Origin of the sequence: Litorilituus lipolyticus (assembly GCF_006439335.1) — a bacterium.
GTDB lineage: Bacteria > Pseudomonadota > Gammaproteobacteria > Enterobacterales > Alteromonadaceae > Colwellia > Colwellia lipolytica.
The window spans coordinates 37,557-63,009 of record NZ_SAWY01000002.1; the positions used below are offsets into that span (position 1 = coordinate 37,557).

At 37.5% G+C, this 25,453-nt stretch carries 27 protein-coding genes; 11 read left to right on the forward strand and 16 right to left on the reverse strand.

All coding sequences use genetic code 11. The annotated features are described in order from the left end of the window. Position 1 precedes the first annotated feature (1 nt). The 16 genes from EPA86_RS01355 to EPA86_RS01430 all read right to left on the reverse strand — a co-directional run bounded on the left by EPA86_RS01355 (position 2) and on the right by EPA86_RS01430 (position 15,524). On the reverse strand, positions 2-859 hold the full coding sequence (locus EPA86_RS01355; protein WP_140601133.1) for a hypothetical protein: 858 nt from the start codon (positions 857-859) through the stop codon (positions 2-4). An 11-nt stretch (positions 860-870) separates the two neighbouring features. Next, entirely contained in the window at positions 871-1,539 is a 669-nt protein-coding gene (locus EPA86_RS01360) for a PulJ/GspJ family protein (protein ID WP_140601135.1), read from the reverse strand. Then, positions 1,536-1,961, reverse strand: a complete 426-nt coding sequence (locus EPA86_RS01365) for a PulJ/GspJ family protein (RefSeq protein ID WP_170309532.1) — start codon at positions 1,959-1,961, stop codon at positions 1,536-1,538. The genes EPA86_RS01360 and EPA86_RS01365 overlap by 4 nt, the downstream gene beginning before the upstream one ends. Next, positions 1,951-2,370, reverse strand: a complete 420-nt coding sequence (locus tag EPA86_RS01370; RefSeq protein WP_140601139.1) for a pilus assembly FimT family protein — start codon at positions 2,368-2,370, stop codon at positions 1,951-1,953. The genes EPA86_RS01365 and EPA86_RS01370 overlap by 11 nt, the downstream gene beginning before the upstream one ends. Further along, the gene (locus EPA86_RS01375; RefSeq protein WP_140601141.1) at positions 2,370-3,566 is read right to left on the reverse strand and encodes a type II secretion system F family protein; all 1,197 of its coding nucleotides are present in this window, start codon (positions 3,564-3,566) and stop codon (positions 2,370-2,372) included. Before EPA86_RS01375 ends, EPA86_RS01370 begins: the two co-directional genes overlap by 1 nt. After that, entirely contained in the window at positions 3,566-5,224 is a 1,659-nt protein-coding gene (locus EPA86_RS01380) for a GspE/PulE family protein (RefSeq protein ID WP_170309533.1), read from the reverse strand. Before EPA86_RS01380 ends, EPA86_RS01375 begins: the two co-directional genes overlap by 1 nt. Then, the gene (gene gspG / locus EPA86_RS01385; RefSeq protein ID WP_140601143.1) at positions 5,221-5,619 is read right to left on the reverse strand and encodes a type II secretion system major pseudopilin GspG; all 399 of its coding nucleotides are present in this window, start codon (positions 5,617-5,619) and stop codon (positions 5,221-5,223) included. Before gspG ends, EPA86_RS01380 begins: the two co-directional genes overlap by 4 nt. An 84-nt stretch (positions 5,620-5,703) precedes the next feature. Beyond that, positions 5,704-6,909 carry a polysaccharide pyruvyl transferase family protein gene (locus tag EPA86_RS01390; RefSeq protein ID WP_140601145.1) on the reverse strand — a complete coding sequence of 402 codons (1,206 nt, stop codon included), beginning with the start codon at positions 6,907-6,909 and terminating at the stop codon, positions 5,704-5,706. 32 nt (positions 6,910-6,941) lie between these two features. Continuing rightward, on the reverse strand, positions 6,942-8,018 hold the full coding sequence (locus EPA86_RS01395) for a nitroreductase family protein (protein WP_140601147.1): 1,077 nt from the start codon (positions 8,016-8,018) through the stop codon (positions 6,942-6,944). Between the two features lie 127 nt (positions 8,019-8,145). Continuing rightward, positions 8,146-9,801, reverse strand: a complete 1,656-nt coding sequence (gene fadD, locus EPA86_RS01400; protein ID WP_140601149.1) for a long-chain-fatty-acid--CoA ligase FadD — start codon at positions 9,799-9,801, stop codon at positions 8,146-8,148. A 240-nt stretch (positions 9,802-10,041) separates the two neighbouring features. Next, positions 10,042-11,022, reverse strand: coding sequence for an alpha/beta fold hydrolase (locus EPA86_RS01405; protein ID WP_140601151.1), 981 nt, complete (start codon positions 11,020-11,022; stop codon positions 10,042-10,044). Further along, positions 11,015-11,635, reverse strand: a complete 621-nt coding sequence (locus EPA86_RS01410; RefSeq protein WP_246058196.1) for a M50 family metallopeptidase — start codon at positions 11,633-11,635, stop codon at positions 11,015-11,017. Before EPA86_RS01410 ends, EPA86_RS01405 begins: the two co-directional genes overlap by 8 nt. A gap of 143 nt (positions 11,636-11,778) precedes the next feature. Then, on the reverse strand, positions 11,779-12,129 hold the full coding sequence (locus tag EPA86_RS01415; protein ID WP_140601155.1) for a hypothetical protein: 351 nt from the start codon (positions 12,127-12,129) through the stop codon (positions 11,779-11,781). A gap of 118 nt (positions 12,130-12,247) precedes the next feature. Beyond that, complete coding sequence (tsaB, locus tag EPA86_RS01420) at positions 12,248-12,946, reverse strand: tRNA (adenosine(37)-N6)-threonylcarbamoyltransferase complex dimerization subunit type 1 TsaB (RefSeq protein WP_140601157.1); 699 nt, start codon at positions 12,944-12,946, stop codon at positions 12,248-12,250. A 50-nt stretch (positions 12,947-12,996) separates the two neighbouring features. Next, complete coding sequence (gene yoaA / locus EPA86_RS01425; protein WP_140601159.1) at positions 12,997-15,036, reverse strand: DNA repair helicase YoaA; 2,040 nt, start codon at positions 15,034-15,036, stop codon at positions 12,997-12,999. A 155-nt stretch (positions 15,037-15,191) separates the two neighbouring features. Further along, a complete protein-coding gene (locus EPA86_RS01430) occupies positions 15,192-15,524 on the reverse strand; it encodes a hypothetical protein (protein WP_140601161.1) in 333 nt (110 codons plus the stop codon). 527 nt (positions 15,525-16,051) lie between these two features. On the opposite strand from EPA86_RS01430, the gene hisG reads away from it, so the two are divergent. From hisG to EPA86_RS01485, 11 genes are all read left to right on the forward strand, one after another. After that, positions 16,052-16,951 (forward strand): ATP phosphoribosyltransferase, encoded by a 900-nt coding sequence (gene hisG / locus EPA86_RS01435; RefSeq protein ID WP_140601163.1) that lies wholly within the window; start codon positions 16,052-16,054, stop codon positions 16,949-16,951. Between the two features lie 43 nt (positions 16,952-16,994). After that, the gene (gene hisD / locus EPA86_RS01440; RefSeq protein ID WP_140601165.1) at positions 16,995-18,299 is read left to right on the forward strand and encodes a histidinol dehydrogenase; all 1,305 of its coding nucleotides are present in this window, start codon (positions 16,995-16,997) and stop codon (positions 18,297-18,299) included. A 2-nt stretch (positions 18,300-18,301) separates the two neighbouring features. Beyond that, positions 18,302-19,435: a histidinol-phosphate transaminase gene (gene hisC / locus EPA86_RS01445; protein WP_140601167.1), complete on the forward strand. Its 1,134-nt coding sequence runs from the start codon at positions 18,302-18,304 to the stop codon at positions 19,433-19,435. Between the two features lie 24 nt (positions 19,436-19,459). Further along, positions 19,460-20,545, forward strand: coding sequence for a bifunctional histidinol-phosphatase/imidazoleglycerol-phosphate dehydratase HisB (gene hisB, locus EPA86_RS01450; protein ID WP_140601169.1), 1,086 nt, complete (start codon positions 19,460-19,462; stop codon positions 20,543-20,545). Continuing rightward, entirely contained in the window at positions 20,545-21,222 is a 678-nt protein-coding gene (gene hisH / locus EPA86_RS01455; RefSeq protein WP_140601171.1) for an imidazole glycerol phosphate synthase subunit HisH, read from the forward strand. Before hisB ends, hisH begins: the two co-directional genes overlap by 1 nt. After that, positions 21,219-21,956 (forward strand): 1-(5-phosphoribosyl)-5-[(5-phosphoribosylamino)methylideneamino]imidazole-4-carboxamide isomerase, encoded by a 738-nt coding sequence (gene hisA, locus EPA86_RS01460; protein ID WP_140601172.1) that lies wholly within the window; start codon positions 21,219-21,221, stop codon positions 21,954-21,956. The genes hisH and hisA overlap by 4 nt, the downstream gene beginning before the upstream one ends. Then, on the forward strand, positions 21,938-22,726 hold the full coding sequence (gene hisF / locus EPA86_RS01465; protein WP_140601174.1) for an imidazole glycerol phosphate synthase subunit HisF: 789 nt from the start codon (positions 21,938-21,940) through the stop codon (positions 22,724-22,726). The genes hisA and hisF overlap by 19 nt, the downstream gene beginning before the upstream one ends. Next, complete coding sequence (gene hisIE, locus EPA86_RS01470) at positions 22,720-23,340, forward strand: bifunctional phosphoribosyl-AMP cyclohydrolase/phosphoribosyl-ATP diphosphatase HisIE (protein ID WP_140601176.1); 621 nt, start codon at positions 22,720-22,722, stop codon at positions 23,338-23,340. The genes hisF and hisIE overlap by 7 nt, the downstream gene beginning before the upstream one ends. 126 nt (positions 23,341-23,466) lie before the next feature. Next, positions 23,467-24,354 (forward strand): hypothetical protein, encoded by an 888-nt coding sequence (locus EPA86_RS01475; protein WP_246058198.1) that lies wholly within the window; start codon positions 23,467-23,469, stop codon positions 24,352-24,354. Positions 24,355-24,553: 199 nt separating this feature from the next. After that, complete coding sequence (locus tag EPA86_RS01480) at positions 24,554-24,847, forward strand: DUF6559 family protein (RefSeq protein WP_140601178.1); 294 nt, start codon at positions 24,554-24,556, stop codon at positions 24,845-24,847. 15 nt (positions 24,848-24,862) lie between these two features. Further along, positions 24,863-25,345 (forward strand): GNAT family N-acetyltransferase, encoded by a 483-nt coding sequence (locus EPA86_RS01485; RefSeq protein ID WP_140601180.1) that lies wholly within the window; start codon positions 24,863-24,865, stop codon positions 25,343-25,345. Positions 25,346-25,453: the final 108 nt, after the last annotated feature.

The following is a 25,453-nucleotide window of genomic DNA, read 5'->3' on the forward strand; positions in this document are numbered from 1 at the left end:
ATTAAAGCGGAGAATATCCTAAATAAGTTAGTGGTTTTTTGACTATACGATTGGCTATTTTGATCTCAAACATTTCAGACCAATTAGAGTCATCTTTATGCGCGCGTAATGTTACACGAAAATATGGCCCAATAATACTACGTTGATTAGACTCTGGATCATCTGGCGAGATATCTGCGATAGCTTGTTGCAAGGCTTCCCTTGAGTTTTCTTTGGCAGTCAAAACTTTTTGCGCCCTAACATTGCCCAATTTAGCGATTAAATACTCTCTTTGAGCTGTACTGGGGTTAAAAATAGCACCGGAAAAGCGTGTAATGTTACGATCAATACAGCTTTTCACACTTAAAGGAACATCATTAAGCAAAGTAAAAAGTCTTTGATATTTGTCTATTGGCAGACTCATATTTTTGTTGTGGTCCGCTAGCACTTTTTGCGCAACTCCAACAGCTTTATTACCATCAACACCACACTGGCTAAATACATTGGCCAAGGTTTTGTGACTCACAAAATTATAAATATTTAATAAACCATTTAGGTCTTGTATCTGAACCTTTGTATTACCAAAGTCCATTACCGCTCCTGAGAAATCCCAATTTCTTTCTTTCACAAGCGCCTTAGGTTCTTGGGTGAGTAACTCAAAGATTATTTCTGATTTTGTAGAGTAACCCGAAGCAAATGCTGAAACCTTGTCTTTTACTAGTTGACTTTGCGAAAGCTGAGATTGCGACTGTTTTAGCACATTTGTAGCGAGCAGAATCATAATAGCAGATAAAAATAAAACTAAAACTAAAGCAACCCCTCGCTGAGATTTTCTAAGGCTACTATTTATGAGAATTGAATTTGAATTAGAAACACACATCTAAACTTCTCTTAAAAATCAAGCGATTTTTTTTCGGTAAGGCGATCAGCATTAGGAAGATTAAAAACTAATTGCTCACCTGCTAAATCAATGATAACAAGTTCTGGGTTCAATTTTGTTTCCACACCGTCATACACTAAAAAGCAACCTGGGTCGTTCTTTAATGTAAGGTCTAAGCCTACACTTCGTTTAGGCAAACCACAGTAACTAAATGCCAATCTGCTAATATTGTCTTTAAGGATCAAACGGTGAACAAAATTCAGCTCCTGCTTCAAATAAATTAACACTTGATTGTTTAGTGGAGCCTCTTCATAGACCAACTGATAGCCGGTAGCTGAGTTTTCTCTAAATATACGTACTACAGCTGGCTCAGAGATAGGTGAAAAAATAGGAGCATAACTTACAAAGGTTAAACCTTCTTCACGCCCTAAAAAATAATATGCCTCTTTATTATGTTCAGTTAATACAATTTGAGGGTAAGCTGAATGAATAACATCTCTGAGTTGTAGCAACGATTGATTTGAAAACTTAACTTGCTGAAACTTCCCTAAATCCTTATGCCAAAAACGTTCAAAATGCATCAAAGAATAAGTTGCTAATGCGATAAGTGACGAAAACACCACCATAGCTAAAAGCAATTCAACCAATGTAAAGCCTTTCGTCGCTTGAAGCCGTATCATCGCCAACTTACCTCTTGGTAACGAATGGTTTGATTTTTACTGTGGCTATGTAAAGTTAAGCTAACCTGCCATAAAAAAATATTAGTATAATTTTCAAAATCTTGATCTGCAAAGCTTTGACGTAAAGGTTTTTTTTGAAGCTGTTCTGCATGCCATATATAATTAATACCTAAGAGCTCACCTTCTCCGGAATTTTGTACTTGAAAAAAACGCCCACTAAGCTGACTCTTAATTTTACCTGTGATTAAAGGCATGACTGAATTTATTTCTAAATTTTTACGGGCAATATCAGATGAATGAGTAGATTGAGCAATTGCTTGATATAACAAAGTAATGATAGCGAACAAGATCACACTAGCAATAAGTACTTCAATTAGGGTGAATCCCTGGTGAGGGTGCCTAATAAAAAAGTTATGGCGCATACGTATATACACCATCATTATCAATAAGCTCAGCCATCATATTAAGTTGCTGAGTTTCACCTGATAAGCTATAACTAATAATACCTTTATCCATATAACCATTTCTGTTTAACGTTATAATTTGCCTAGTAAAAGACAACTTTTCAAACTGCCAAGTTTTAACTTTAGTTAAGTATCGAGCTATAATTCGTTTATTACTTAGCTCTACTTCTATTACGGCACCACTTGCGTAGGCTCTTGTGCTCAACATTTGAAATATTCTTATAGTTTCATGAAGTTCTTGCTGAGCTTTAGCCCGATCTATTTGTTTAACCCCTAACGGAGACACAAACGTAAATAAAGTGGTCATAATTACAATAACCACTAGTAACTCGATTAAAGTAAATCCTGCTGAGCTTGAGTGAGACACTAACCACCTACTTCATTCACTGAAGTGATACTTAACATTAAAGTAACTACCACACCACCAACAACTAAACCCATAACAACTATAAGAAGTGGTTCTAACATATTTAACATTTGAGTGACTTTAGCTTCAAAGGCATTCTTACTTCGTTCAACAATCTCACTGAAAACACTTTCTAGCTCAGCGGTTTCTTCACCAACTTCAATAAGGGATTGATAATAGGTAGGGAATAATTTAGAGCCTGATAAAACCTGATTTAAACTACCACCACCTTTTAACTCATTAACGGCAAACTCTAGCTCTTGCTTTATCTCTTCGTTAGCAATATTTCCAATTGCATACTCAAGCGCCTGGTTAATTTTCAAGCCACTTTTTAGCATCAGTTTTACAGCAGAGGTATAGTTTACCCGTTCAACCTCTAAGTAGACGGGCCCAACAACGGGCATTTTCATCAGAAGCTTTTGCATTTTGCTTTTAAACTGGGGTTGTTGCCAGAGCTTGATCACTACATAGATAAGAATAACGACTGCGACCAACAAATTAAATTGGTAAGCAATTAGCCAATCACTAGCATCCAATATAAATTGAGTATAAAAGGGAATATTGTCCCGACCTTCAAATATACTGGCCATACTAGGTACAACATAATTAAAAATAAACAATATAGATGAAATACAAACAAAGAAAATAACACTAGGGTATATCAATGCTTGAGTTAAACGTTTTTTAATTTGCCCTTTAAATTTTAGGTCTTTTGCTAATTCCGAAAAAACCCCTTTTAATGTAGCGGTTTTTTCGCCAATATTAATTAAATTAATGTATAAGCTAGAAAAATACTGCGGGTATTGTTCAAATGCCTCGGATAAAGAGCCTCCTTTTCCTAGGTGTTCAGATATACCTGAAATCATTTCACCAATGGCACTACCTTGCTTTACTTTGGCGAGCATGCTCAAAGCTTTATCAATTTTAATACCGTTATTCAGTAAAATACTCAATTCAGAGGTTAAAAACTCTAGATCATCTGAGGAAACCTTTCCTGACGAAACAGATAATAATTTTTCGTCATTTACTGCTTTAATTTCAGTAACAAAGCCTCCATTTTTAGAGACAACTGCTAATGCTTGTTCTTTTGAATCAGCAGAGCATACACCTGAAATTTTACTGCCATTTTTAGCTATTGCTTGGTAGGTAAACTTCATCAGCCTGCCACCCTAACAACCTCTTCAATGGTGGTTTGTCCTTTCAGCGCCTTAACCACCCCATCAACTAATAGATTACGATACCCTCGAGCTTTATTTACTTTTCTAGCATTCACTAAGAAAGCTTCATCTTTATTTAGTAAAGAAATATCTTCATCACATCGCATATATTCAATTAATGCTATACGGCCTTTGTAACCAGTATGACCACACTCATCACAACCAACAGCTTGCTTCAAACTGTTCACTGACAAGTCAATCGCAAAATCTCTAGTTAAAAGTTCTAGATTATATTTAGCAATCAATTCTTCAGGATTTTCAGAAGGCTTGCAGCAATTGGTACATAATTTTCGAGCTAGACGTTGAGCAATAATAGCCAGTAAGGCTGCATCAAGAAGAAATGAGTCAACACCTAAATCTAAAAGCCGAGTATATGCACTTGGGGCATCGTTTGTGTGAACTGTACTAAAAACCAAGTGACCTGTTAAAGCAGACTGCATGGCTATTTTTGCTGTAGTTTGATCACGAATCTCACCTAGCATGATAATATCAGGATCTTGTCGAACGATACTTCTTAGACCCTCTGCAAAATCAAAACCTATCTCAGGATTAACTTGTACTTGGTTAACATTCTCTAGTTGATATTCAACAGGATCTTCCAAAGTTATAATCTTTGTTCTTTCAGAGTTCAGCTTACTTAAACAAGAGTATAACGTTGTCGTTTTACCACTACCTGTAGGGCCTGTAAGTAGTATGACGCCTGAAGTCTTAGTTATATCATTTTCAATTAACGCTTGAACATCATGTTCCATGCCTAAAGCTTCAAGGTTGTATGATAGTGATTCTTTTTTTAAGAAGCGCAATACAAAGCTTTCACCTACAGCAAGAGGTAAACACGAGACTCGTATATCTAACTCTTGACCTGAAACTCGAGTTTCAATTTTTCCATCTTGAGGACGTCGCTTCTCAGCAATGTCCATATTACTCAGTATTTTTAGACGCGTAACTAACGGTAACTCCATTGACCTAGCAATGCGTTCATCTGACACTAAAACACCATCTACCCTATAACGAACAATGGAATAGTTATCTAGTGGTTCAATGTGCATATCTGAAGCATTGAGTTTTAAACCTTTTAAAATCAATGAATTCAAAAGATTAACTACAGGTGCTTCTTTCGCTGCTTCTTTTAGTTTATCTACTTCGTTAAGTGTTAACTCGTTAGACTCTTCTACTAAATTTTCATTATGCTTGATGATGCTTTCAACATCACTTCGCTGCATAATAGCAAGCTCGGTATCAGGTAAATAACTTGATACATATTGATTTGCATTAACGTTAAAAGGATCGCAAGTTATCAGCTTTCTTTCTTCGTTTTCATTTGAACAAAGCAACCAACCAAATTGGTTTAACTTAGCTTGAATGGATATATCATCTGTAAGGGCATAACCATCAAGTTCAAACTTTTTAGCAGTAAAAAGCTTTAGTTTAAAGTAGGTTGAGTAAAGTAGAGCAATATCGGACTCATCTATCAATCCCATATTTTCTAAAATACTTTCAATTCGACCTCCATGATCTAATTGAAAAGCTACTGCTTTTTCGATATTTTCTGAACCTAAGTTAAACTCATTTTCTAATAAGCTAATTATCTTTGTCATTGATGAATGATATCCGCATTATCTTCTTCACCACCATTTTGACCATCTTTACCGAAAGAGGCCAAATAAAATGGTTCTCCATTCTCACCAGGAACTTTATAATCATATGGATTGCCCCATGGATCTAATGGGATGTTTTTAGGTAAATATGGGCCATCCCATCCCTTTTTATCTCCTTTTACTCTTAAAGCTTCCAATGACTCAGGTAGGTCTCCAACATCTAATCGATATGTATTAATTGCAGTTTCAAACATTTTCATTTGAGCTGCTGCAGTTTTTCTTTTTGTTGAACCTACTTTTGAAAACATTTCAGGCGCAACTATAGAGGCTAATAATCCTAAAATAACAATTGTTATTAATAATTCAATTAAGGTGAAACCTTTATTCTTTTTCATTAATTTATCCTGTACAAATCTTGAAAAGATAGCGATTTTATTGATCGCATGAGTGTAACAACTCACTGTAATCTTGTCGATACGCTAACCTTTATTAATAGGCTCTAGCATGGCAAAAACTTGTTTCCACATGTTTCGAGTTTGCCGTTTAACGACTTCAGCATGAGAGATTGATTGCTGGCTTTGCTTATCTAACTCCTTGTTAAAGGCACTTAGTACTTCAATTATTTCATGATCTTTTAGTTTAAAATCAAGAACATTTTCAAGTAAACCATATTCATTAAACAACATCTGATATTTATGACTCCAGCTCGTAGCCAAACATGGAACTCCCTGTATCAAAGCACTTACACAACCATGAAAACGACTTGAGACAACAGCATCAACACTGCCAATAAAAGCCTTTATATCAACAGCAGATAGACCTTCAACAATATCAACACTGTTTAAATGCCTACCTTCGATTAACTGCTCCTGTATTTGTTGACAAATTGCTTGGTCTTCTTTTCCTTCATGGTTTAGCAGAACAACTTGCCAGCCTTGCTCTTGATAATATTTACCTACTGTGACTAAAAAGTTGAGATAAGACTCCGTATCTTGCTCCGCATCAGTATGATGGAATTTCGACACCATTTTATTATTTGGGATTAAGCAAATACTTTTCGATTCGGCTTCTGTGTATTGATTTTGATATTTTTCAAAGGGCTTTGGTTCAACTAAACAGGTAAAATCAGGCATCAGTTGAATTGTGCCTAGCTCATTTTGCCCTACTGTTCCCATTACAGCTATATATGAATGTTCATCTCGCGGAAACGTTAAACTAGCATTTGAAAATATTTTTCTTGCAGCTTCCCTAATCCTTGTTTGATTAAAAGGACCAAAGGCTTGAGGCAAGAATATGTAAGGCTTATTAATTTTTTTACATCGAATCACTTCATTTGCAGTAAACAGCAGTGATTTATCTCCCCATTGTTCACCATATGCAAAGCCACTCGCATCGAGGATAACGTCTACATTTTTTTCAGTAACTAAACCGTAACGCTTGAAAAAGTTAAGTATCTTACTCGGTAGCTTCGATATCAACCCCGTTAAATCTATGCTTCCTCGACGAAAGCTCAACTTTTGCCACGCACCTAATTTGGCACGTTTCTCATAAGGTAAAAATCTACCTGGTGATAGTGTAATTTGGTAATCACCAAGCTCGTTATCAAGTTGCTCTATAATAGCAACTAACATTAGCTCAGCTCCTTTATTTGAGAACTGCACGCCTTTTATTTCAATATTTAGCACATTTTAACCTTTTGGAACGGATTGCTATTAACCTATTCAACAAAGTGAGTGAGCTGTTCAGCTGTTTTCTTTTGAGAATATGGGATACCACCTTCTGTTTCGGCTTCACCTACGGCAATAAGCATAATTACCTTTTTATATTCAGCTAAGCTTAATAGCTTAGAAATTTTTCTGTCTTGAACACTTAGTTCAGGCCAATTAAGTGGGCATGATGATAAACCTAACGTTGGAAGTGCTTGCATAAACTGCATAGCAGCTAGACTTGCATCAATGTAAATAACATGACGATCTCTTTCATGCTCATAAAATGAATAATCACCTACCACAGCAACAATTGTTGGAATATTATGGGCAAAGCCCCCACTACCAATAGCAAGTTTACTAATTTTAGAAACAAGCGGTTGCTTATCAACCACAAAAAATTGATAAGGCTGCCGGTTACATGCACTAGGTGCTTGTGATGCTAATTCAATGGCTTGTTTTATTTTTTCACGGCAAACTTCTGCTTGTTTAAACCATCTTGTTGAGCGACGTATTTTAATAAAGCGATAAAACTCTTGATAAGTAAACTTAGGCTTAACTAATTCACTGTGACTATAAGGCGTGAATTGGTTAATATTTTCAAATTCAACTTCCACATTTGCTTTAAACTCATTTGCAAGCTTTAGCAGTAAATCACTTTGCTCAATTTTAACTACATTATAATACTTGGCTAAAACTGCACCCGCCCATTGCAACTCTTCAGGTTGGTGGTTAGTAGACTTTAACGATGCAAAATAAATTTGCTGTGTTTGCTCTATATAATCTAAAGCAAAAACTGGTTTTAAAGGCTTCATAATTAAGCCTTTTTCAATACGATGTATATTTCTTCTTAATAGCGGATTTGATGAATTTTTATGCTCATTTATTCGTTGTTTATAAGCCATCATTCCACGCAAGTTTGCAAACTGCTCTCTATGGTATGATGAATTTAAAAAAGTGAAGTAGATGCGAGATAAAAAAGGAGACTTTGAAAAAAAAGGCGTTAATTTTCGGTGAAATGATGCTTGAACTCGCTTTAGCTTATTTATAGCAAATGGAGGGAGTATTTTTTTAAGCAATTGGCGCATTTAAGACTTCAAATAGAAAAATTGGCTAACGTTCAACCCTTTATTGCAAAAGATTATAAACAGCTAGCCAATGATTATCCAGAGAATTATATTACAGCGCAGTATTCCCATTAGAGTATGCTTAAGGTTACCTCAATTCACGCCTTAATATCTTGCCTACGTTTGTTTTCGGTAATTCATCTCTAAACTCAACCAGTTTCGGTACTTTGTAGTTGGTTAAGTTCTTTTTACAATGTTTTATTATCGATTCTTCATCAACTTCATCGTTTTTAGCAACAACAAATATCTTAACAATTTCACCACTCACTTCATGGGGAATACCAATAGCCGCAGCTTCTAAGATGCCATCATGCATCATCACCACTTCTTCAATTTCATTTGGGAATACGTTAAAGCCTGAAACAATAATCATGTCTTTTTTGCGATCGACAATACTAAAACAACCTCGTTCATCCATCATGGCGATATCACCTGTTGCAAGCCAGCCATCTTTTAAAATTTCATCAGTCGCTTCTGGGCGATTATAGTAACCTTTCATTACTTGTGGGCCTTTTACCCACATTTCACCTGACTCACCTTGCGGTTGTTCTTCGCCATCATCAGACATGATTTTAATATCTGTCGACGATGCTGGGATACCAATAGTACCATCATAGGCTTTTTGATTATGTGGGCTTAAGGTAACCATAGGCGCACATTCTGTTAGGCCATAACCTTCAAGTAAACGTGTCCCGGTAACTTGTTGCCAACGCTCTGCTACAGGTCTTTGAACGGCCATCCCCCCGCCTAAAGACATTTTTAAGGTACTAAAATCTAAGTCCTTAAAGCCTGGAGTATTTAATAAGCCATTAAATAAAGTGTTCACGCCAGTAATGGCGGTAAACGGATATTTATTCAACTCTTTAACAAACCCTGGCATATCTCTTGGATTAGTAATTAATAGGTTTGTGCCACCTAACGTGACAAATGTTAAGCAGTTAGCCGTTAATGCAAAGATATGATAAAGCGGCAATGCGGTAACAATAACCTCTTCACCTTCTACTAATAACGGTTTAATAGCCGCTTTGGCTTGCTCTAAGTTCGCCACCATATTGCGGTGCGTTAACATTGCACCTTTTGAAACACCAGTAGTACCACCTGTGTATTGCAAGAACGCCAAATCATCACCACAGATTTCCACAGGAGTAAATTCACGTCTCATGCCTTTAGACAAAACAGTATTAAAGCGAACAGCATCAGGTAAATTAAAGCTAGGTACCATTTTTTTAACGTGTTTAACTACCGCGTTAACTACAGCGCCTTTAATTAAGCCTAAGCGATCACCTAGTGACGTCATAATTACATGTTCAACAGGTGTTCTATCAACGATAGTTTCTAGTGTTTTAGCAAAATTTTCTATTATCAGCATAGCCTTAGCGCCAGAGTCTTTTAATTGGTGCTCCAACTCTCTTGCTGTATATAGCGGGTTTACATTAACCACCGTTAAACCGGCTAATAAAGCCCCAAATAGTGCAATAGGGTATTGCAACGTGTTTGGCACCATAATGGCAAATTTATCACCTTTGACTAAACCTAGATCTTTTTGAAGATAAGCGGCAAAGGCTCTAGCTTGAATATCTAATTGTCTATAGGTAATTGAAGCACCCATATTAATGAAAGCTGTAGTACTTGAGTATTGCTTAGTATATTTATGAAACATAGCCACTAAGGAAGGATACTTATCTGGATTAATTTCAAACGGTACATCTTCAGGGTAACTCTTTTCTAACCAGATTTTTTCCACGATAAATTTCCTCTAAGCATTTTATTTATTACTGAACTTTTCAGCTTGTAAGCACCATATTTATTCGTTTTAAGCTATTTTAATTATAGTGTCTTCTTTTTTAATATATGTGTTTTATCAAATTTTAACTCATTGTACCAGCAAATTTAAACATGCGTTTTAATTTTAATCTGATTTTGCTAGTCGCTCTGACAAGGCATTAAGGCAAAGTATTTAAGACAGTATTCCTATTAAAAGCGATTACTTATCCTTCTTATTATTCGCTTTCCAAAATGAAGTCAGTAAGTTAGCCAACTCCTCTGGTTGCTCCATATGAACATGGTGCCCGCCTGTTAACATTTCTGCTCTAAAAGCTGCGACACAATCAGGAAGTTTTCTAAGTACAATAGTCACTTGCTTCAGCCCTTTACTACCATAAACTACCATAACGGGTATGCTGATATCTGTTAATAATTGTTTAGTTTGCGCGAATGTATATCGATAAGGTGAAACAGTACGAAGCCGCTTATCAGTTCTCCAAAAATAACCATCATCAACAGGAGTAATAGATCGCTCAATTAACAACTTGGCATGTACAAAAGAAAGATCTGAAACATTCATTCTCGCTTTAATAGCAGTTTCTAAAGGAAATGCACGTGTACTCTTCTTATTAATCTCTGCTGAATTTAGCGTTTTACTCGTTGCTAATTTTTTATGATTACTTATTTTCAAACGGCTCAATAAGCCTTTTTGCAGTTGAGTCGTGGTATCTTCAGGTTCTGCGGTAATAAACCCTAAAGTATCTATTAAGGTAAGTGTTTTCGCTTTTTCAGGAAAAGCTGCTACAAAAGCACTGGCAACCATACCGCCCATTGAGTGTGCCAAAACATGAATTTTTTGCCATTGGTTAAGTTCAAACAGTTGCAATAGATCATAAACATAGTCGAGAAAGTGATAATGGGCATCACCACTTCGATGATCCGATAACCCATGCCCCACCCAATCTAAACAAACATAATGTTTATCTAATAATGTATTGTCTGAGGCTTTATTATTTGTCTGCTGAGTAGCGGCAATAGCAGTTAATAATGGGGTAAAACTCGCCGCATTATCTAACCAGCCGTGTAAACATAACACCACTTCGCCTTGAGGGTTACCAAAGGAAAAGCCACGTAAAGTAAGGTTAGGAAGTTGGAAAGTGACAGGTACTAAATTCGCTTGTTCCTGAATAGCTTTAGTCATATTTAGCACGGCCTTTCGCTAAATTGAAACAGGCTAAAAGTGCTAATGCACACCATATAGCAACCCAAATTATCTCTGGAACAAATGTCATCTGTGATAAAGCAGCTCCATCGCCCATACTTCTTCCATCAAGCAAATGCATAGGGCTAAATAAACTATTTAATAAAATAATCACGCCCATAAACTGTAACAGTACTTGTAAATACTTTAATGTCTGCATTTTGACCAAAAAAACAAACATAGATATCAATATGGCAACAATAATAAAGGTCAATAAATCTCTAACCCAGAAAACCACTGAACTGGTTAAGACAATTAATATAAAATAAGAAAAGTACTGCGCTATTTTCTTATGAGCGCCAGCTAACTTATATATTCCCCAACCCCATAATGTTGCCCCAGCATAGCCCATAAAACTAATAACAAAGTTAGCTCCACCTCGTGTAGTACATAAACCTGCGCCATTGGTAAACAGTTCAATTTGCACGATTGAACCTCCAGTAAGTAAAGCGGCTAAACCGTGACTAATTTCATGAAAATAGCTTTCTAGCCAATTAAATGGAATAGAGATTAGCGGAATTTGCCTGACGATTACCGCCAGCAAAATCAGCACATAAAAATGATATCGTTGCCAAAATGACTGAGAAGGTGTGGCTTTATCATTCGCTATATTATTGATGATTTTTTACTCTGGATAGAAGGAAAGAAGTCGTGAAAATTCGTTGTTAAATACAAGCTACTTATAAATAATTAAAGCTAGGCAAATAAATCCACACCTAGCATTTGTTGTACGTTTTCGCGTTGAGCTAAATTATTCACATTTTTATAACTATTCACCGCATATTGGTTCTGCCTTGAAATATCATCTTTAGTTAACGATTCAGCATTTACGTGGCCTTGCTTAGTCATAATATCTACAGCACTCTCATCAAAGCGTATTTTGCCTTGTTCAGCTCGCTCCGATGATGGAGTAATATAACTAGTGGCATTAACCTTATTAGCGTTCAGCTCGTTCGGTTCTGCCTTCTTGATAAAAGAAGCTTCACTCGATGGACGCTTTACCTGTTGGCTATTCATGCCATTAAACGGTGACTGATTTATTTGCATAGTATTAATTTATACACTATTAGTTCGTACAATATTCATTCGCATAAGGTTAATTTAGCAAAATAATGCTGACTTAGTAAACTATACATCATTTTACCTTAGCTAATCGCTACGTTATTTACTCCCTGCCTGGTAACTTCTTCCAAGACACCGTATCTCTAACATAACTTGGTTGAGCGTCCTGAGCCTCAACGCCTTCTCCTTGACTAAAAGCAAACTGGCCAATTTTTATCATAGCTTCAGCAGTAGGAAAAAGTACCTCAGGCGAACCTGAATTTTTCTTCAAAGTAGATAATTCTTCGGCATACGCATCCCAGCCTGTACCAACACCATAAGCGGTTTGCACAGACATATTAGCTAAGTGTTGTGCTAGTTTTTCAGGGGCTAGCACTGACTCTTCAACCTGAGGCTGCATAATACCTTGTTCATTTGCGACAAAGTAACCATTATAGACTTCTGACATACGCGCATCGATAGCAGCAATAACCTTTGATTGTTGATGCTTTTCAAATGCAGATTGCGCCATAGCTTGTAAACTTGATACACCAACAACGGGTAACTGGGCAGAAAAAGCTAATCCTTGAGCCACACCAACACCAATTCTTACTCCTGTAAAACTGCCTGGGCCTCGTCCAAAAATCAAGCCATCTAAATCGGTTAATTGTTTGCCTGCTTCTTTCAATAAATCATCGACCATAGGCAATAACATTAAACTATGTGACTGAGGGCATAGTTCATAACGGCTGGTGACAGTGTTACCAATTTTCAGAGCAACTGAGCACGCTTCAGTTGAAGCATCAAGTGCCAAATAATTCACAATAAAATACCTTACATTTTCTTAATAGTTTTTGATGACCTAAATACGTTTTACTTTGCTGTTCCTAGCTTCTCTGCTGATAATTGCTTTAAAAAACCAGCCGCTTTATGCAAATCTCGGCTTCGTTTCATTTGCGGCAAGCTCTTTAAGAAAGTTTGGCCATAAGGCCTATTTACCAATCTATCATCGCAAATAACTAATATACCTTTATCGTTCACATCTCTAATTAAACGACCAACGCCCTGCTTTAATGCAATAACCGCTTGCGGGAGCTGAATTTTCTCAAACGGTTCATGACCTTGTCTACGCGCATCTTCACAACGAGCTTGTAATAAAGGGTCATCGGGAGATGCAAATGGCAGCTTATCTATAATAACACAGGTTAATTTATCACCCCTAACATCAACACCTTCCCAAAAACTTGCGGTAGCCAATAACACAGAATCATCGTATTCAATAAACTGTTCGAGTAACTTTCGTTTAGCCATTTGTCCTTGTACCAATAACGGGTTATCAATGGCCTCATTAAGTATATCTGCGACTTGATTCATCACTCGATAACTTGTGAACAACATAAAACAAGCGCCGTTGCTCGCTTCAATAAGTGGAATAGCCATTTCGGCGAGGCTTTTTGCTCTGTTGGCGTCGTTTGCTTGGGGGAGGTACCTTGGCACAATCAATTGAGATTGTGCTTGATAATCAAAAGGACTTTCTAACAATAATTGCTCTGCCCCTTTTAAGCCAAATTGATGAATAAAGTGCTCAAAGCTATTATCTACAGCCAGTGTTGCAGAGGTAAAAATCCAGCCAGCACCTGACTCTTTGACAAATTGACTAAATTTATCCGCAACTGTTAATGGCGTTTTATGTAACACTACATGTCTCGGTGTTGTTTCATACCAAAAGCTCATACCGAACGCTTGAACATCTGCCATGATTTCATATTTGGCAAGAATGTTTACAATGCGATCAAAGCAGTTATCGATAGCTTCGTTGCGAGATACGCAAAGCTTAATGACTTGATATAAAAAATCTATATCTGTTTTTAATCGTAGATATTTTTGCTGAAAACGTTGTTGCTGGCATTTTTCACGCCAATTACCTCGTTCAGGATCAAAATTGAAAAGTAAGCGAAATTCCTGACAACTTTTTTGCAATTTTTCAGCCGCTAAACCTAATTGCTTTACATCAGCTAAACTACTTCGATGGATTTGCAAAACATCAGTACATAAATCAACTAACAACCTTGTAGAAAAAGATTCACCAAAGTACTCACTGGCTATATCACCTATTTGATGCGCCTCATCAAATATCATCACTTGTGCTTTAGGAATAAGCTCACCAAAGCCCGTATCTTTCAGGGCCATATCAGCAAAAAATAAATGATGATTTACCACAATTAAATCAGCATCTATCGCTTTTTGACGGGCTTTGACTAAATAGCATGACTCATAATCAGGGCATTCTCGGGCTAAACAATTATCTAACGTACTGGTGACATAAGGGAAAACACTCGAATCTTCGCTGACATTAACTAATTCACCAATATCACCACTTTGCGTCGTGTTAGCCCATGTCTTCACTTTGACTAAATCAGCTAACATCCCCGCATCTAATTGACCGCGAGTTTGTTGGTATTGCTCTAAACGATATAAGCATAAATAATTTGCCCGACCTTTTAATAAAGCAATTTGCGCATTACTTGCTAACGCCTTTTTAACTATCGGAATATCTTTATGAAAAAGCTGTTCTTGGAGATTTTTGGTTCCGGTAGAGATAATGATTTTCTTATTATCTTCAAGGGCTTCATCATCAACTAACGGAGAGATTGCTTCAGATATTGACTCAGGGTTGGTCTTAGTTACGTTGCCCTTTGTAGCTTTATTACCAGCAACACTTAAAAAAGCAGGTATTAAATAGGCAAAAGTTTTACCAGTACCCGTTCCAGCTTCAACAATTAACGACGACTCTTCTTTGATTGCCTTAGCAACTTGTAATGCCATATCGGTTTGCGCTTGCCTTGGTGAATATCCGTCAATGGTATTAGCAAGAGCACCGTCGCTAGAGAAGGCTTTTTGAACTGGTGTCATATAGTGTAGTGAAACAAGGAGAAGCAGGCTATAAAAGAAAGCAAGTATACAATTAAAAAACTAAAGCACCAAGCAATAGCCATAGAAAAAGAGTAAGGCGATAAGCTTTACTCTTTGCAGAAAGTGACACTGAATTTAAGAAAAATTATTTGCAATTAAACGTACAAATCTAAATGTTTAATACCATTAACTTCATTTATCCCTTCACTCTTATCTTTTGGAGCTGATTTATCAATAGACTCTTCAGTAGCTTTTAACTCAGCTTCTTTATCAGCTTGTTTGTTTCCTTGGCTTTGCTCTTGTTCTTCTTTAATCGCCGCAATGCTTTCTTCACTTTGATTAAAGTAATAATCATGATTTTCAAGATGATCAAGATCTTCCTTCAACTTCCCTGCGCCCGCATCTTTTAGCAAAGCTTTTACTTTCAGTTTTGCAGGCTTGATCGGTACCGGTACGACTCGGGCTAATTGTGTAGTAAAAATATCCATAAATGGCACTCAAATGTTACTTTACTGTTAATTATTCTTAATTGTTGCTTATTTTATCGGCACTTATCAAAATAACTTTACTCTTGTTTGTAATTACAACCAAAAACACTATAACTGCTTAGTAACTCTATATAACAAATAACAATAAAAAAACTTTATTTATTACTTGCAGCTAAACACCATAGTCAGTAATGTAACAACATATAGATTAACTATCGTTGTTGTTAGTTTAAGTATACAACATCAATGAATTAACCATTACTGAGGTTTACTTTAATGACTTTTAACCTGAATAGCCGACATCATCACCATCATCATAGCGATTAGCCCATTCAGGTTTATCACTGATGGGCTGTGGGCCTTTCAGTGGATTGACATAAAGTAACTAAGTTTATTAAACCCCCGAAAGAGTCCAAACTCTCTCGGGGGTTTTCGCATTTTAAAGCCCGAGAAATTGTATATACATGCCTTTGGGCGAATAAATTTAGTTAACAATGAAACAAATTTTAAAATTAGGAAGCAACAAAATGACAACAGAACCAAGACTACGCATTGCCATGCAAAAATCAGGGCGTCTAAGTGAAGACACACAAAAGCTTTTAAAACGTTGTGGCTTAAAGCTAAATGTTAGTGATAGACGTTTACTTGCTCACGTAAGCAATATGCCTATAGATATTATGCGTGTACGTAGTAGCGATATACCTGGCCTAGTTATGGATGGTGTTTGTGACTTAGGTATAGTTGGTGATAATACCTTAGAAGAAGCTGCATTAGAGCGCCAATTAATGGAGCAAAGCCACAGCTATGTCAAGACAACGGGCTTAAACTTTGGAGGCTGTCGATTATCTATCGCAATGCCTGAAGAATTCAATTACCAAGGCATTAAGAGTTTAGACGGTCTACGTTTTGCCACTACATACCCTCAATTATTAAACCGCTTTGCTAGAAACAATGGCATCAATGTTGAATTTTGTTTGTTAAAAGGCTCTGTTGAAGTGGCTCCTCGCGTTGGTTTATCTGATGGTATTTGTGATTTAGTTTCAACAGGGGCAACCCTTGAAGCGAATGGTTTAAAAGAAGTTGAAGTGATCTTTAAATCAACGGCATCATTAATTCAAAACCCTGCAGTACTTGAACCAAGTAAACAAAAAATATTAGATACGTTACTGCCACGTATTCAAGGGGTTATGAAAGCTAAAGAAAGCAAATACATTATGCTGCACGCTCCTAAAGATAAATTAGCGCAGGTAAGTGCTTTAATGCCTGGCAAAGAAACTCCTACGGTACTGCCTTTAGCTGGTCGTGAAGACTTAGTCGCTGTACACGTTGTTGCTACGGAAACCTTCTTCTGGGAAACAATGGAAGAATTAAAATCACTCGGTTGTGATTCTATCTTAGTAATGCCAATTGAGAAGATGATGGGTTAATTCGACACAGCTTGCTCGAATGTCCTTCAAAGAGGTAAAGAAAATGAATACGCAAATAATCAATTGGCAAACCTTATCAGTACAGCAAAAAGTAGATGCATTAGCGCGACCTGCCATTGCTGATAATGCTTTATTATCAACTCAAGTAGCCAATATTTTATCGCAAGTACAAAAGCAAGGTGATAAAGCACTAATTAACTTAACTGAGCAGTTTGATGGTATAAAACTAAGTACTTTATCGGTTTCTCAAGCACAAGTAGCACAAGCTAAAAATGCACTTTCTGCAAAACGTATTGCCGCTATAGAAACAGCTTATCAACAAATAAAAACCTTTCACGCCGCGCAAAAACCAAGTGATATAGCGGTTGAAACTCGCCCTGGAGTTAACTGCATATTAAAAACTGAGCCTATTGAAAGTGTTGGTTTGTACATTCCTGCAGGCTCTGCACCTCTGCCTTCAACGGTATTGATGTTAGGTGTACCTTCACAACTTGCTGGTTGTCAGCGTGTAGTTTTAGTATGCCCACCCGATAAGAATGGCCAACTGGCAAATGAAATATTAGTGGCAGCCGATCTTTGCGGCATAGATGAAATTTACACTGTGGGTGGTGCTCAAGCAGTTGCAGCACTTGCTTATGGTACTGAAAGCATCAAAGCAGTTAATAAAGTCTTTGGCCCAGGAAACCGTTATGTCACTGAAGCAAAGAAACAATTATCGCAACAAGTTGCAGGCTTTGCCATTGATATGCCAGCAGGTCCCTCTGAAGTGCTTGTTATTGGTGATAATAACGCAAATGCAGCTTTTATCGCCGCTGACTTATTATCGCAAGCTGAGCACGGCAGCGATAGCCAAGTAATTTTACTCACCGATAGTGAATCATTAATTAATGAGGTTGCTGCAGAGCTAAGCAAGCAAGTTGAGTTACTGTCGCGTAAAGACATTGCCTTAAAAGCCTTAAAACAATCACGGTTAATTTTAACAGCTGATTTAGCACAAGCGGTTGAAGTGTCTAACCTTTACGGTCCAGAGCACTTAATCATTCAAACAGATAATGCTGATACATTATTATTACGCTTACGTAATGCTGGCTCTATTTTTGTTGGTGCTTATACACCAGAATCTGCTGGTGACTACGCCAGTGGCACAAACCACGTATTACCAACATACGGCTATTCAAAAGTCATTGGTAGTTTATCTTTAGCTGATTTTTCAAGGCGCTACACTGTGCAGCAATTAACCCGTGATGGTTTAGCAAGCTTAGCTGAATGTATTATTGAATTAACTGACGCTGAAGGCCTAGACGCTCACCAACGAGCGGTAACCATACGTTTGGAAGAAGGAGCCTAAGCATGCCGAATACTAATTCTCTTGCCAATACTTCACTAACCACAGCTGAGCAATTAGCCCGTGAAGAGCTAATTGACATGGTGCCTTACCAGTCAGCCAGACGCCTTTTTGCCAGTGCTGATCAAACAGCTGGTGAAGAAAAAATTTGGCTTAATGCCAATGAAGCGCCGGGTTTAGGAGATTATCAATTATCAGCGAATAATATTAATCGCTACCCTGACTTTCAGCCAGAGAGCTTAATTAATGCTTATAGTGATTACGCGGGTTTAGCTAAAACACAGGTGCTTGCCACACGCGGCGCTGATGAAGGTATTGAGTTAATAATCCGAAGCTTTTGTAAAGCATATCAAGATAGCATCTTGATATGTCCACCAACGTACGGCATGTACGCAATAAGTGCAGAAAACCACGGTGCTAATATCGTTAAAGTACCATTAAAGCCTGACGTTCTAACCTTAGACTTAAACGGCTTAGCGCAGCAAGTGGGCAAAGTTAACGTGGTATTTTTATGTTCGCCGGGTAACCCTACTGGCAATTTACTACCTCAAGAGCAAATTGTTGCAGCGGTAGAGTTATTTAAAAACAGCGCGATGGTTGTCATTGATGAAGCTTATATCGAGTTTAGCCCAGAACAAACCAGTGCCAAACTATTAAGTGATTATGATAACGTTATTGTATTGCGGACATTATCCAAAGCTTTTGCTTTAGCAGGTCTTCGTTGTGGTTTTACGCTCGCAAATGAAGATGTCATCACACTGTTAAGTAAAGTCATCGCACCATATCCAATTTCAGCTCCTGTTGCTGAAATTGCCAGCCAAGCACTGACCAGCCAGCGCAATATAATGACTGAGCGAGTAGATGTGACCAACAGCTTGCGCGATGAACTAAGCCAGTGGCTACAAGAGCAAAGCTGGTGCCAACAAGTTTTTACTAGCAACGCCAATTTTGTCTTATTTCGTTGTAGCAACGATAAAGTAAAAACAACAGTTTTTGACTTATTAGTCGCGAATAATATTTTAATACGCGATCAATCAAAGCAACAGCAACTAGCTAGCTGTTTAAGAATTAGTATTGGCAACGAGCAAGAAATAGCAAAACTTAAGCAAGTTTTAACCAAGCAGTTATCAATTTCATAAGAACGACAATAAACCGAGCACGTTATGAGTAACACACAAGAGAAAATATTATTTATCGACCGCGATGGTACTTTAATTGAAGAGCCAATCAGTGATAAGCAAGTTGATAGTTTAGAGAAGTTAGTCTTCGAGCCTCAGGTTATTCCTGAGTTACTCTCCTTACAGCAAAAAGGCTTTAAACTCGTTATGGTGTCTAACCAAGATGGTTTAGGTACAGACAGTTATCCGCAAGCAGATTTTGATTTACCCCATGACAAAATGATGGAGTTATTTACTTCACAAGGTGTTATTTTTCAAGATGTATTATTATGCCCTCACTTTGACGAAGATAATTGCAGTTGCCGTAAGCCTAAACTTGGCTTAGTTAGTGAATACTTACAACAAGGTCGTGTAGACTTTGCTAACTCTTACGTTATTGGCGACAGAGATACCGATATTCAACTTGCAGCGAATATGGGCATTCAAGGCATTAAGTACCAACGTGATAACTTAAATTGGCAGCAAGTCAGTGAGCAAATCATCACTCAACTTGAGCAGCCTCGAGTAGCCACTGTCACTCGCACCACTAAAGAAACCGATATTAATGTTACGGTAAATTTAGATAAGTCAGGCAACAATATCATTGAAACAGGCTTAGGCTTTTTTGATCACATGCTTGATCAAATCGCAACACATGGCGGCTTTAGTCTACAATGTAAAGTCAGCGGCGATTATCATATTGATGATCACCACAGCGTTGAAGATACCGCCCTAGCCTTAGGTCAAGCGTTAAAACAAGCCTTAGGGAATAAACGCGGTATTGGACGTTTTGGTTTTGTTCTGCCTATGGATGAATGTCGAGCAGAGTGTGCCATTGACCTTTCTGGTCGACCATGGCTGGAATTTGATGCTGACTTTACCGCAGATAATGTCGGTACTATGTCAACACAAATGGTTTCGCACTTTTTCAGATCCTTAGCTGATTCCATGTTAATTACTTTACATTTATCAACATCAACCGGTAATTGTCACCACCAAGTAGAAAGCTTGTTTAAAGTATTTGGTCGTGCTCTTGGTCAAGCGATAAAAGTTGATGGCGATGAAATGCCAAGCTCAAAAGGTACTTTGTAATGAGTCAGTCACCAGCAAACCCATTAACACCAACAAACTTTGTTATTGTTGATACCGGTTGTGCCAACTTATCTTCTGTTAAGTTCGCCGTTGAGCGACTAGGCTACCAAATAACCATTACCGATAATATTGAACTGATAAAGCAAGCCGATAAAGTGATTTTCCCTGGTGTTGGTAGTGCTGAGCATGCGATGAAAAATATCATCGTGAAAGGTTTAGTAACAACACTGCAAACATTAACTCAACCTGTTCTTGGTTTTTGTTTAGGCATGCAGTTAATGACAGAGTCATCTACAGAAATGAAAAAGTCTTCAACGGGAGAAAGTAACAGTAACACTGTAGAGTGTTTAAATTTAATCCCAACAAAAGTTGAGCCTTTGCAAGCACAAGGTAATCGTTTACCTCATATGGGCTGGAATACTTTAACCAAGGTAGAAAGTCACCCGGTTCTAAGTGGAATTTCTGAGGGCGATTACTTTTACTTTGTTCATAGTTTTGCAGCTCCAATCAGTGAATATACCATCGCAAGTTGTGAATATGGCAGTCACTTTTCTGCTGCTATCGCCAAAGACAATTTCATTGGTTGTCAATTTCACCCTGAGCGCTCAGCTAAACTTGGCAGCAAAATTATCGAAAACTTTTTAGCATTAGATCCACAGGAGCTTGTAAGCCAATGATGATCCCCGCAATAGATTTAATAAATGGCGAAGTTGTACGTTTATTTCAGGGCGATTATAGCCAAAAAACAAACTATCAATACACGGTACAAGAGCGTCAACAAGCTTATGCCAGTGCTGGTGCCAAAGTAATGCACTTTGTTGATTTAGATGGTGCAAAAGACAGTAGCAAGCGTCAGCTGTCTACCTTAAAAACTGTAGTTAATCATGACAGCATGATTATTCAAGTAGGTGGTGGTATTCGCAATGAAGACGATGTAAAGCAACTTTTAGAGCTTGGCGCAAATCGTGTAGTTATCGGTTCACTCGCTATTAAGCAGCCTGAACTCGTTATTGCATGGCTTAATACCTATGGTGGTGAAAAAATCGTTTTAGCACTCGATATAAAAATTGATGAACACGGTAATAAAACCTTACCAACTCACGGATGGATTGAAGATAGCGGTGTTAACCTAGAAGATTTAATGGAGCGTTATATTAGCGCCGGTATCAAACACATACTTTGTACAGATATCTCTAAAGACGGTACGTTAACAGGCAGTAACGTCGACCTTTATAAAGAATTATGTTCAAAATATCCTGATATTGCGTGGCAAGCCTCTGGCGGCATTGGTTCTTTAGATGATGTTAAAGCATTGATACCAACAGGTGTAAGCGGCGTTATTCTTGGTCGCTCTTTACTCGAAGGAAAGTTTACCCTTGAGGAGGCAATCGCATGTTGGCCAAACGCATAATTCCTTGTTTAGACGTTCGTGATGGCAAAGTGGTTAAAGGGGTTCAATTTAGAAACCATGAAATTATTGGTGACATTGTTCCTTTAGCACAAAAATACGCTCAAGCTGGCGCAGATGAGTTAGTTTTTTATGATATTACCGCCAGCTCTGATGGTCGCGTTGTCGATAAAAGCTGGGTCAGCAGAATTGCTGAAGTGATTGATATCCCTTTTTGTGTTGCTGGTGGCATTAAAAGCGAAGCTGATGCCCAAGAAATATTGATGATGGGTGCTGATAAAATTAGCATCAACTCACCAGCCCTAAGAGAGCCAGAACTTATCTCTCGATTGGCTGAGCAGTTTGGTCAACAATGTATCGTTGTTGGCATTGATAGCTTCTTTAATAAAGAGGCTAATAACGGTCAGGGTGAGTATCAAGTGTATCAATTTACAGGTGATGAAAAACGCACTCAAAAAACCAGTTGGACAACGTTTGACTGGATTAAAAAAGTGGTTAGCTTAGGCGCAGGCGAAATCGTTCTTAATTGCATGAACCAAGATGGTGTTCGTCAAGGCTATGATATTGAGCAGTTAAAACATGCTAGAGATGTTTGCTCAGTCCCTTTAATTGCCTCAGGTGGAGCCGGTGAAATGAAACACTTTAGTAATGTTTATCAACAAGCCGATGTGGATGGCGCATTAGCGGCAAGTGTTTTTCATAAAGGTGTTATCCAAATAAGCGATTTAAAGCAGTATTTAAGGCAACAACAAATTGAGGTGAGACCATGTTAGTCACAACTAATAATTTAACAGAGTTAGCTTGGCAAAAAATGGATAACCTTATCCCTGCCATTATTCAGCACGCAGGTACAGGCGCTGTTTTAATGCAAGGTTACATGAATCCAGCATCTTTATCTGAGACATTAACATCTGGCAAAGCAACGTTCTTCAGTCGCTCAAAACAAGCCTTATGGGTAAAGGGGGAGACTTCTGGAAACTTTCTTGAAGTGAAGCAAGTGTTGACAGATTGTGATAAAGACAGCTTGCTTATTGCTTGTCAGCCGATTGGACCAAGTTGCCACTTAGGTACTGAATCTTGCTTTCCTGAACAAGGTTTAAGTCAGCAAAACTTTTTAAGCCAACTTGAGCAAGTAATCGCCAGTAGAAAAAACGATGCCCCTGAAGAGAGCTACACTGCACATTTATTCTCTCGCGGTACGACAAAAATTGCTCAGAAAGTCGGTGAAGAAGGGGTTGAAGTTGCCCTGGCAGCCGTTGCTGAGACCAAAGACGATCTTTTAGGTGAATGTGCAGATTTGTTTTACCACACACTGGTATTACTACAAGATAAAGATATTGAGCTAAAAGAAGTCATGGCGGTATTGCAAAAACGCCATAATAAATAAGCCACGAAAAATTACTTACTAATACTAAAGCTTGCTTGTTAATAATAGGCATCCTTGTTATACATAAAAGACAGGGATGCTTTTTTTATGGATTTTTTCATTCAATTAAATGAGTAACACCAATCTATGGTACTGCAACTAACTAAGCAAAAATTATTTTTGTACTTAACTTTTTTTTCTTTATCACTTCTTCAAGTTTCACTCTCTCTGGCACATGCTAGACAAGATAATGTCCTAATTTATATTCGTGATGATGTTTACGAAGATTATCTTCAATTTGTCAAAGACAGAGATATAAATGCGATTGACAACTTTTCAGGACAAACCATTAGAAGAGATGTCGTCGATATGATCATTGCCCAGCAAGCACTTAATTTAGGAGGCTTTAAGCATTACTTTAGCTATGCTCCAGGAAAAGTAAATTTTCGTAATACTAAAATGCTGCAAGAAGGAAAGCTGCTGATAAGTTTCGATTCTTATTGGCTACAAGATGCTAAAGCGATTGCCGATAAAGTGCATATCTCTGCACCATTAATAAGAAAAGGTGAATATGTTGCAGGCATATATACCAGCCCAAAAAACATAAAAACACTTAATATAAAAAGCCTAGATGATTTAACTGAGTTAACTGCAGTTTCAACGCCCTTATGGCGTACTGACTGGCAAACTCTCTCAGCGTTGCCACTAAAAGAACTTATTCGAGAAGATTCATGGCTGTCTATGGCTAGAATGGTCAATATTCAATGGGTAGACTTTCTGTTAATGCCTTTTAACCCCACAGCAGATCAAAGTTTTACGATGGAAAAGGTACATTTAGTGCCAGTAAAAAACATTGCCGTAGTGTTAAAAGATTCACGTCATTTTGTCATAAGCAAAGCACACCCCAAAGGCCAAGAAGCCTTCATTGCAATAAATAAAGGATTGAAATTATTAAGAGATAAAGGGGCAATTACTAAAGCTTATCAGCAAGCAGGCTTTTTCATCGATCATAAAACAACTAAAATCATCAATTAAATTTCCCCTCCTTCAATAGTCACATTTATATTACTAATATGCTTGATTTGATTAGTAATTCCTGCTGAAATATTTACTTTACTATTACAGCCTATTAAAGATTGAACAATGTAAATTCTACTCTATAATAGCAGCCCAAATTGCTAACTTGATCGTTTCACTCTCTTGAAACACGAAAAGAAAACGCAAAGGAATGTTTATGCTAAAACACGCTGCCATTAAAAAGTATGGAAAAAAACTGTTACCTCAACTACAAAAACGTTATGGTCAACAAGAGTTCTATACTGCAAGTCAAATAAGAGCAACAGTGTATCAATGTAGTTTTAACCCTAAATACTTACCCTTAGGGTATCTCCTTTTTATGGAACACGAGCAATTAAAGGATATTATTGCTGCTGAATTTCCCCAGTTATGTATGGAACAATATAAAACAGAAATGCAAAGCTATTTAACTGAGCGTAAGTTTCACGGGGAGTTACAAGCTTTAGCGTAAGAATAAGGCACTAATATGACACAATGGCAAGTTCACACATTTAATCAATTATCAACAGAACAATTATACGACGCCATTAAGTTGAGAGTGGATGTTTTTGTCGTCGAGCAAGATTGCCCCTACCCTGATTTAGACGGTGATAAAAATCAATTAGATAGACACCCAGATACTTTACATTTACTAGGTTATCAAGATAGCACACTCGTTGCCTATTTACGCATCTTGCCAAAAGGCCAAAATTACCCAGATTATGTCAGTATTGGCAGGGTTGTTACCGCGATTGATAGTCGAGGATCAGGTTTAGGTCATGAATTAATGAAGCAAGGCATAAAGCACTGTCTGAAGCATTATCCAAATCAAACAATAAAAATTTCAGCTCAACAGCATTTGTCTGAGTTTTACCAACATCACGGCTTTAAACAGGTTTCTGATATGTATTTAGAAGATAATATCCCTCACATTGCCATGCTTCGCACTACTGAATTGCCCTCATCTTAATTGCAAACTTAATAATGGCTGTGTTGTCCTGATATAGGTTGACACTTTTTTCTAAAACGCCTGATGAATTTCATCAGGCGTTTTGTATTTTAAGGCCATATGAGGCCT

Bases quoted from the DNA above. Each gene is read 5' to 3' on its own strand.
- EPA86_RS01430 (WP_140601161.1), bottom strand. From the start codon at position 15,524: ATGGATATTTTTACTACACAATTAGCCCGAGTCGTACCGGTACCGATC.
- hisD (WP_140601165.1), top strand. From the start codon at position 16,995: ATGAATACGCAAATAATCAATTGGCAAACCTTATCAGTACAGCAAAAA.
- EPA86_RS01485 (WP_140601180.1), top strand. From the start codon at position 24,863: ATGACACAATGGCAAGTTCACACATTTAATCAATTATCAACAGAACAA.
- EPA86_RS01380 (WP_170309533.1), bottom strand. From the start codon at position 5,224: ATGACAAAGATAATTAGCTTATTAGAAAATGAGTTTAACTTAGGTTCA.
- hisG (WP_140601163.1), top strand. From the start codon at position 16,052: ATGACAACAGAACCAAGACTACGCATTGCCATGCAAAAATCAGGGCGT.
- EPA86_RS01415 (WP_140601155.1), bottom strand. From the start codon at position 12,129: ATGCAAATAAATCAGTCACCGTTTAATGGCATGAATAGCCAACAGGTA.
- hisC (WP_140601167.1), top strand. From the start codon at position 18,302: ATGCCGAATACTAATTCTCTTGCCAATACTTCACTAACCACAGCTGAG.
- EPA86_RS01480 (WP_140601178.1), top strand. From the start codon at position 24,554: ATGCTAAAACACGCTGCCATTAAAAAGTATGGAAAAAAACTGTTACCT.
- EPA86_RS01355 (WP_140601133.1), bottom strand. From the start codon at position 859: ATGTGTGTTTCTAATTCAAATTCAATTCTCATAAATAGTAGCCTTAGA.
- EPA86_RS01475 (WP_246058198.1), top strand. From the start codon at position 23,467: ATGGTACTGCAACTAACTAAGCAAAAATTATTTTTGTACTTAACTTTT.
- hisA (WP_140601172.1), top strand. From the start codon at position 21,219: ATGATGATCCCCGCAATAGATTTAATAAATGGCGAAGTTGTACGTTTA.
- EPA86_RS01365 (WP_170309532.1), bottom strand. From the start codon at position 1,961: ATGCGCCATAACTTTTTTATTAGGCACCCTCACCAGGGATTCACCCTA.
- EPA86_RS01360 (WP_140601135.1), bottom strand. From the start codon at position 1,539: ATGATACGGCTTCAAGCGACGAAAGGCTTTACATTGGTTGAATTGCTT.
- hisF (WP_140601174.1), top strand. From the start codon at position 21,938: ATGTTGGCCAAACGCATAATTCCTTGTTTAGACGTTCGTGATGGCAAA.
- hisIE (WP_140601176.1), top strand. From the start codon at position 22,720: ATGTTAGTCACAACTAATAATTTAACAGAGTTAGCTTGGCAAAAAATG.
- gspG (WP_140601143.1), bottom strand. From the start codon at position 5,619: ATGAAAAAGAATAAAGGTTTCACCTTAATTGAATTATTAATAACAATT.
- EPA86_RS01395 (WP_140601147.1), bottom strand. From the start codon at position 8,018: ATGCGCCAATTGCTTAAAAAAATACTCCCTCCATTTGCTATAAATAAG.
- hisB (WP_140601169.1), top strand. From the start codon at position 19,460: ATGAGTAACACACAAGAGAAAATATTATTTATCGACCGCGATGGTACT.
- yoaA (WP_140601159.1), bottom strand. From the start codon at position 15,036: ATGACACCAGTTCAAAAAGCCTTCTCTAGCGACGGTGCTCTTGCTAAT.
- hisH (WP_140601171.1), top strand. From the start codon at position 20,545: ATGAGTCAGTCACCAGCAAACCCATTAACACCAACAAACTTTGTTATT.
- EPA86_RS01375 (WP_140601141.1), bottom strand. From the start codon at position 3,566: ATGAAGTTTACCTACCAAGCAATAGCTAAAAATGGCAGTAAAATTTCA.
- EPA86_RS01405 (WP_140601151.1), bottom strand. From the start codon at position 11,022: ATGACTAAAGCTATTCAGGAACAAGCGAATTTAGTACCTGTCACTTTC.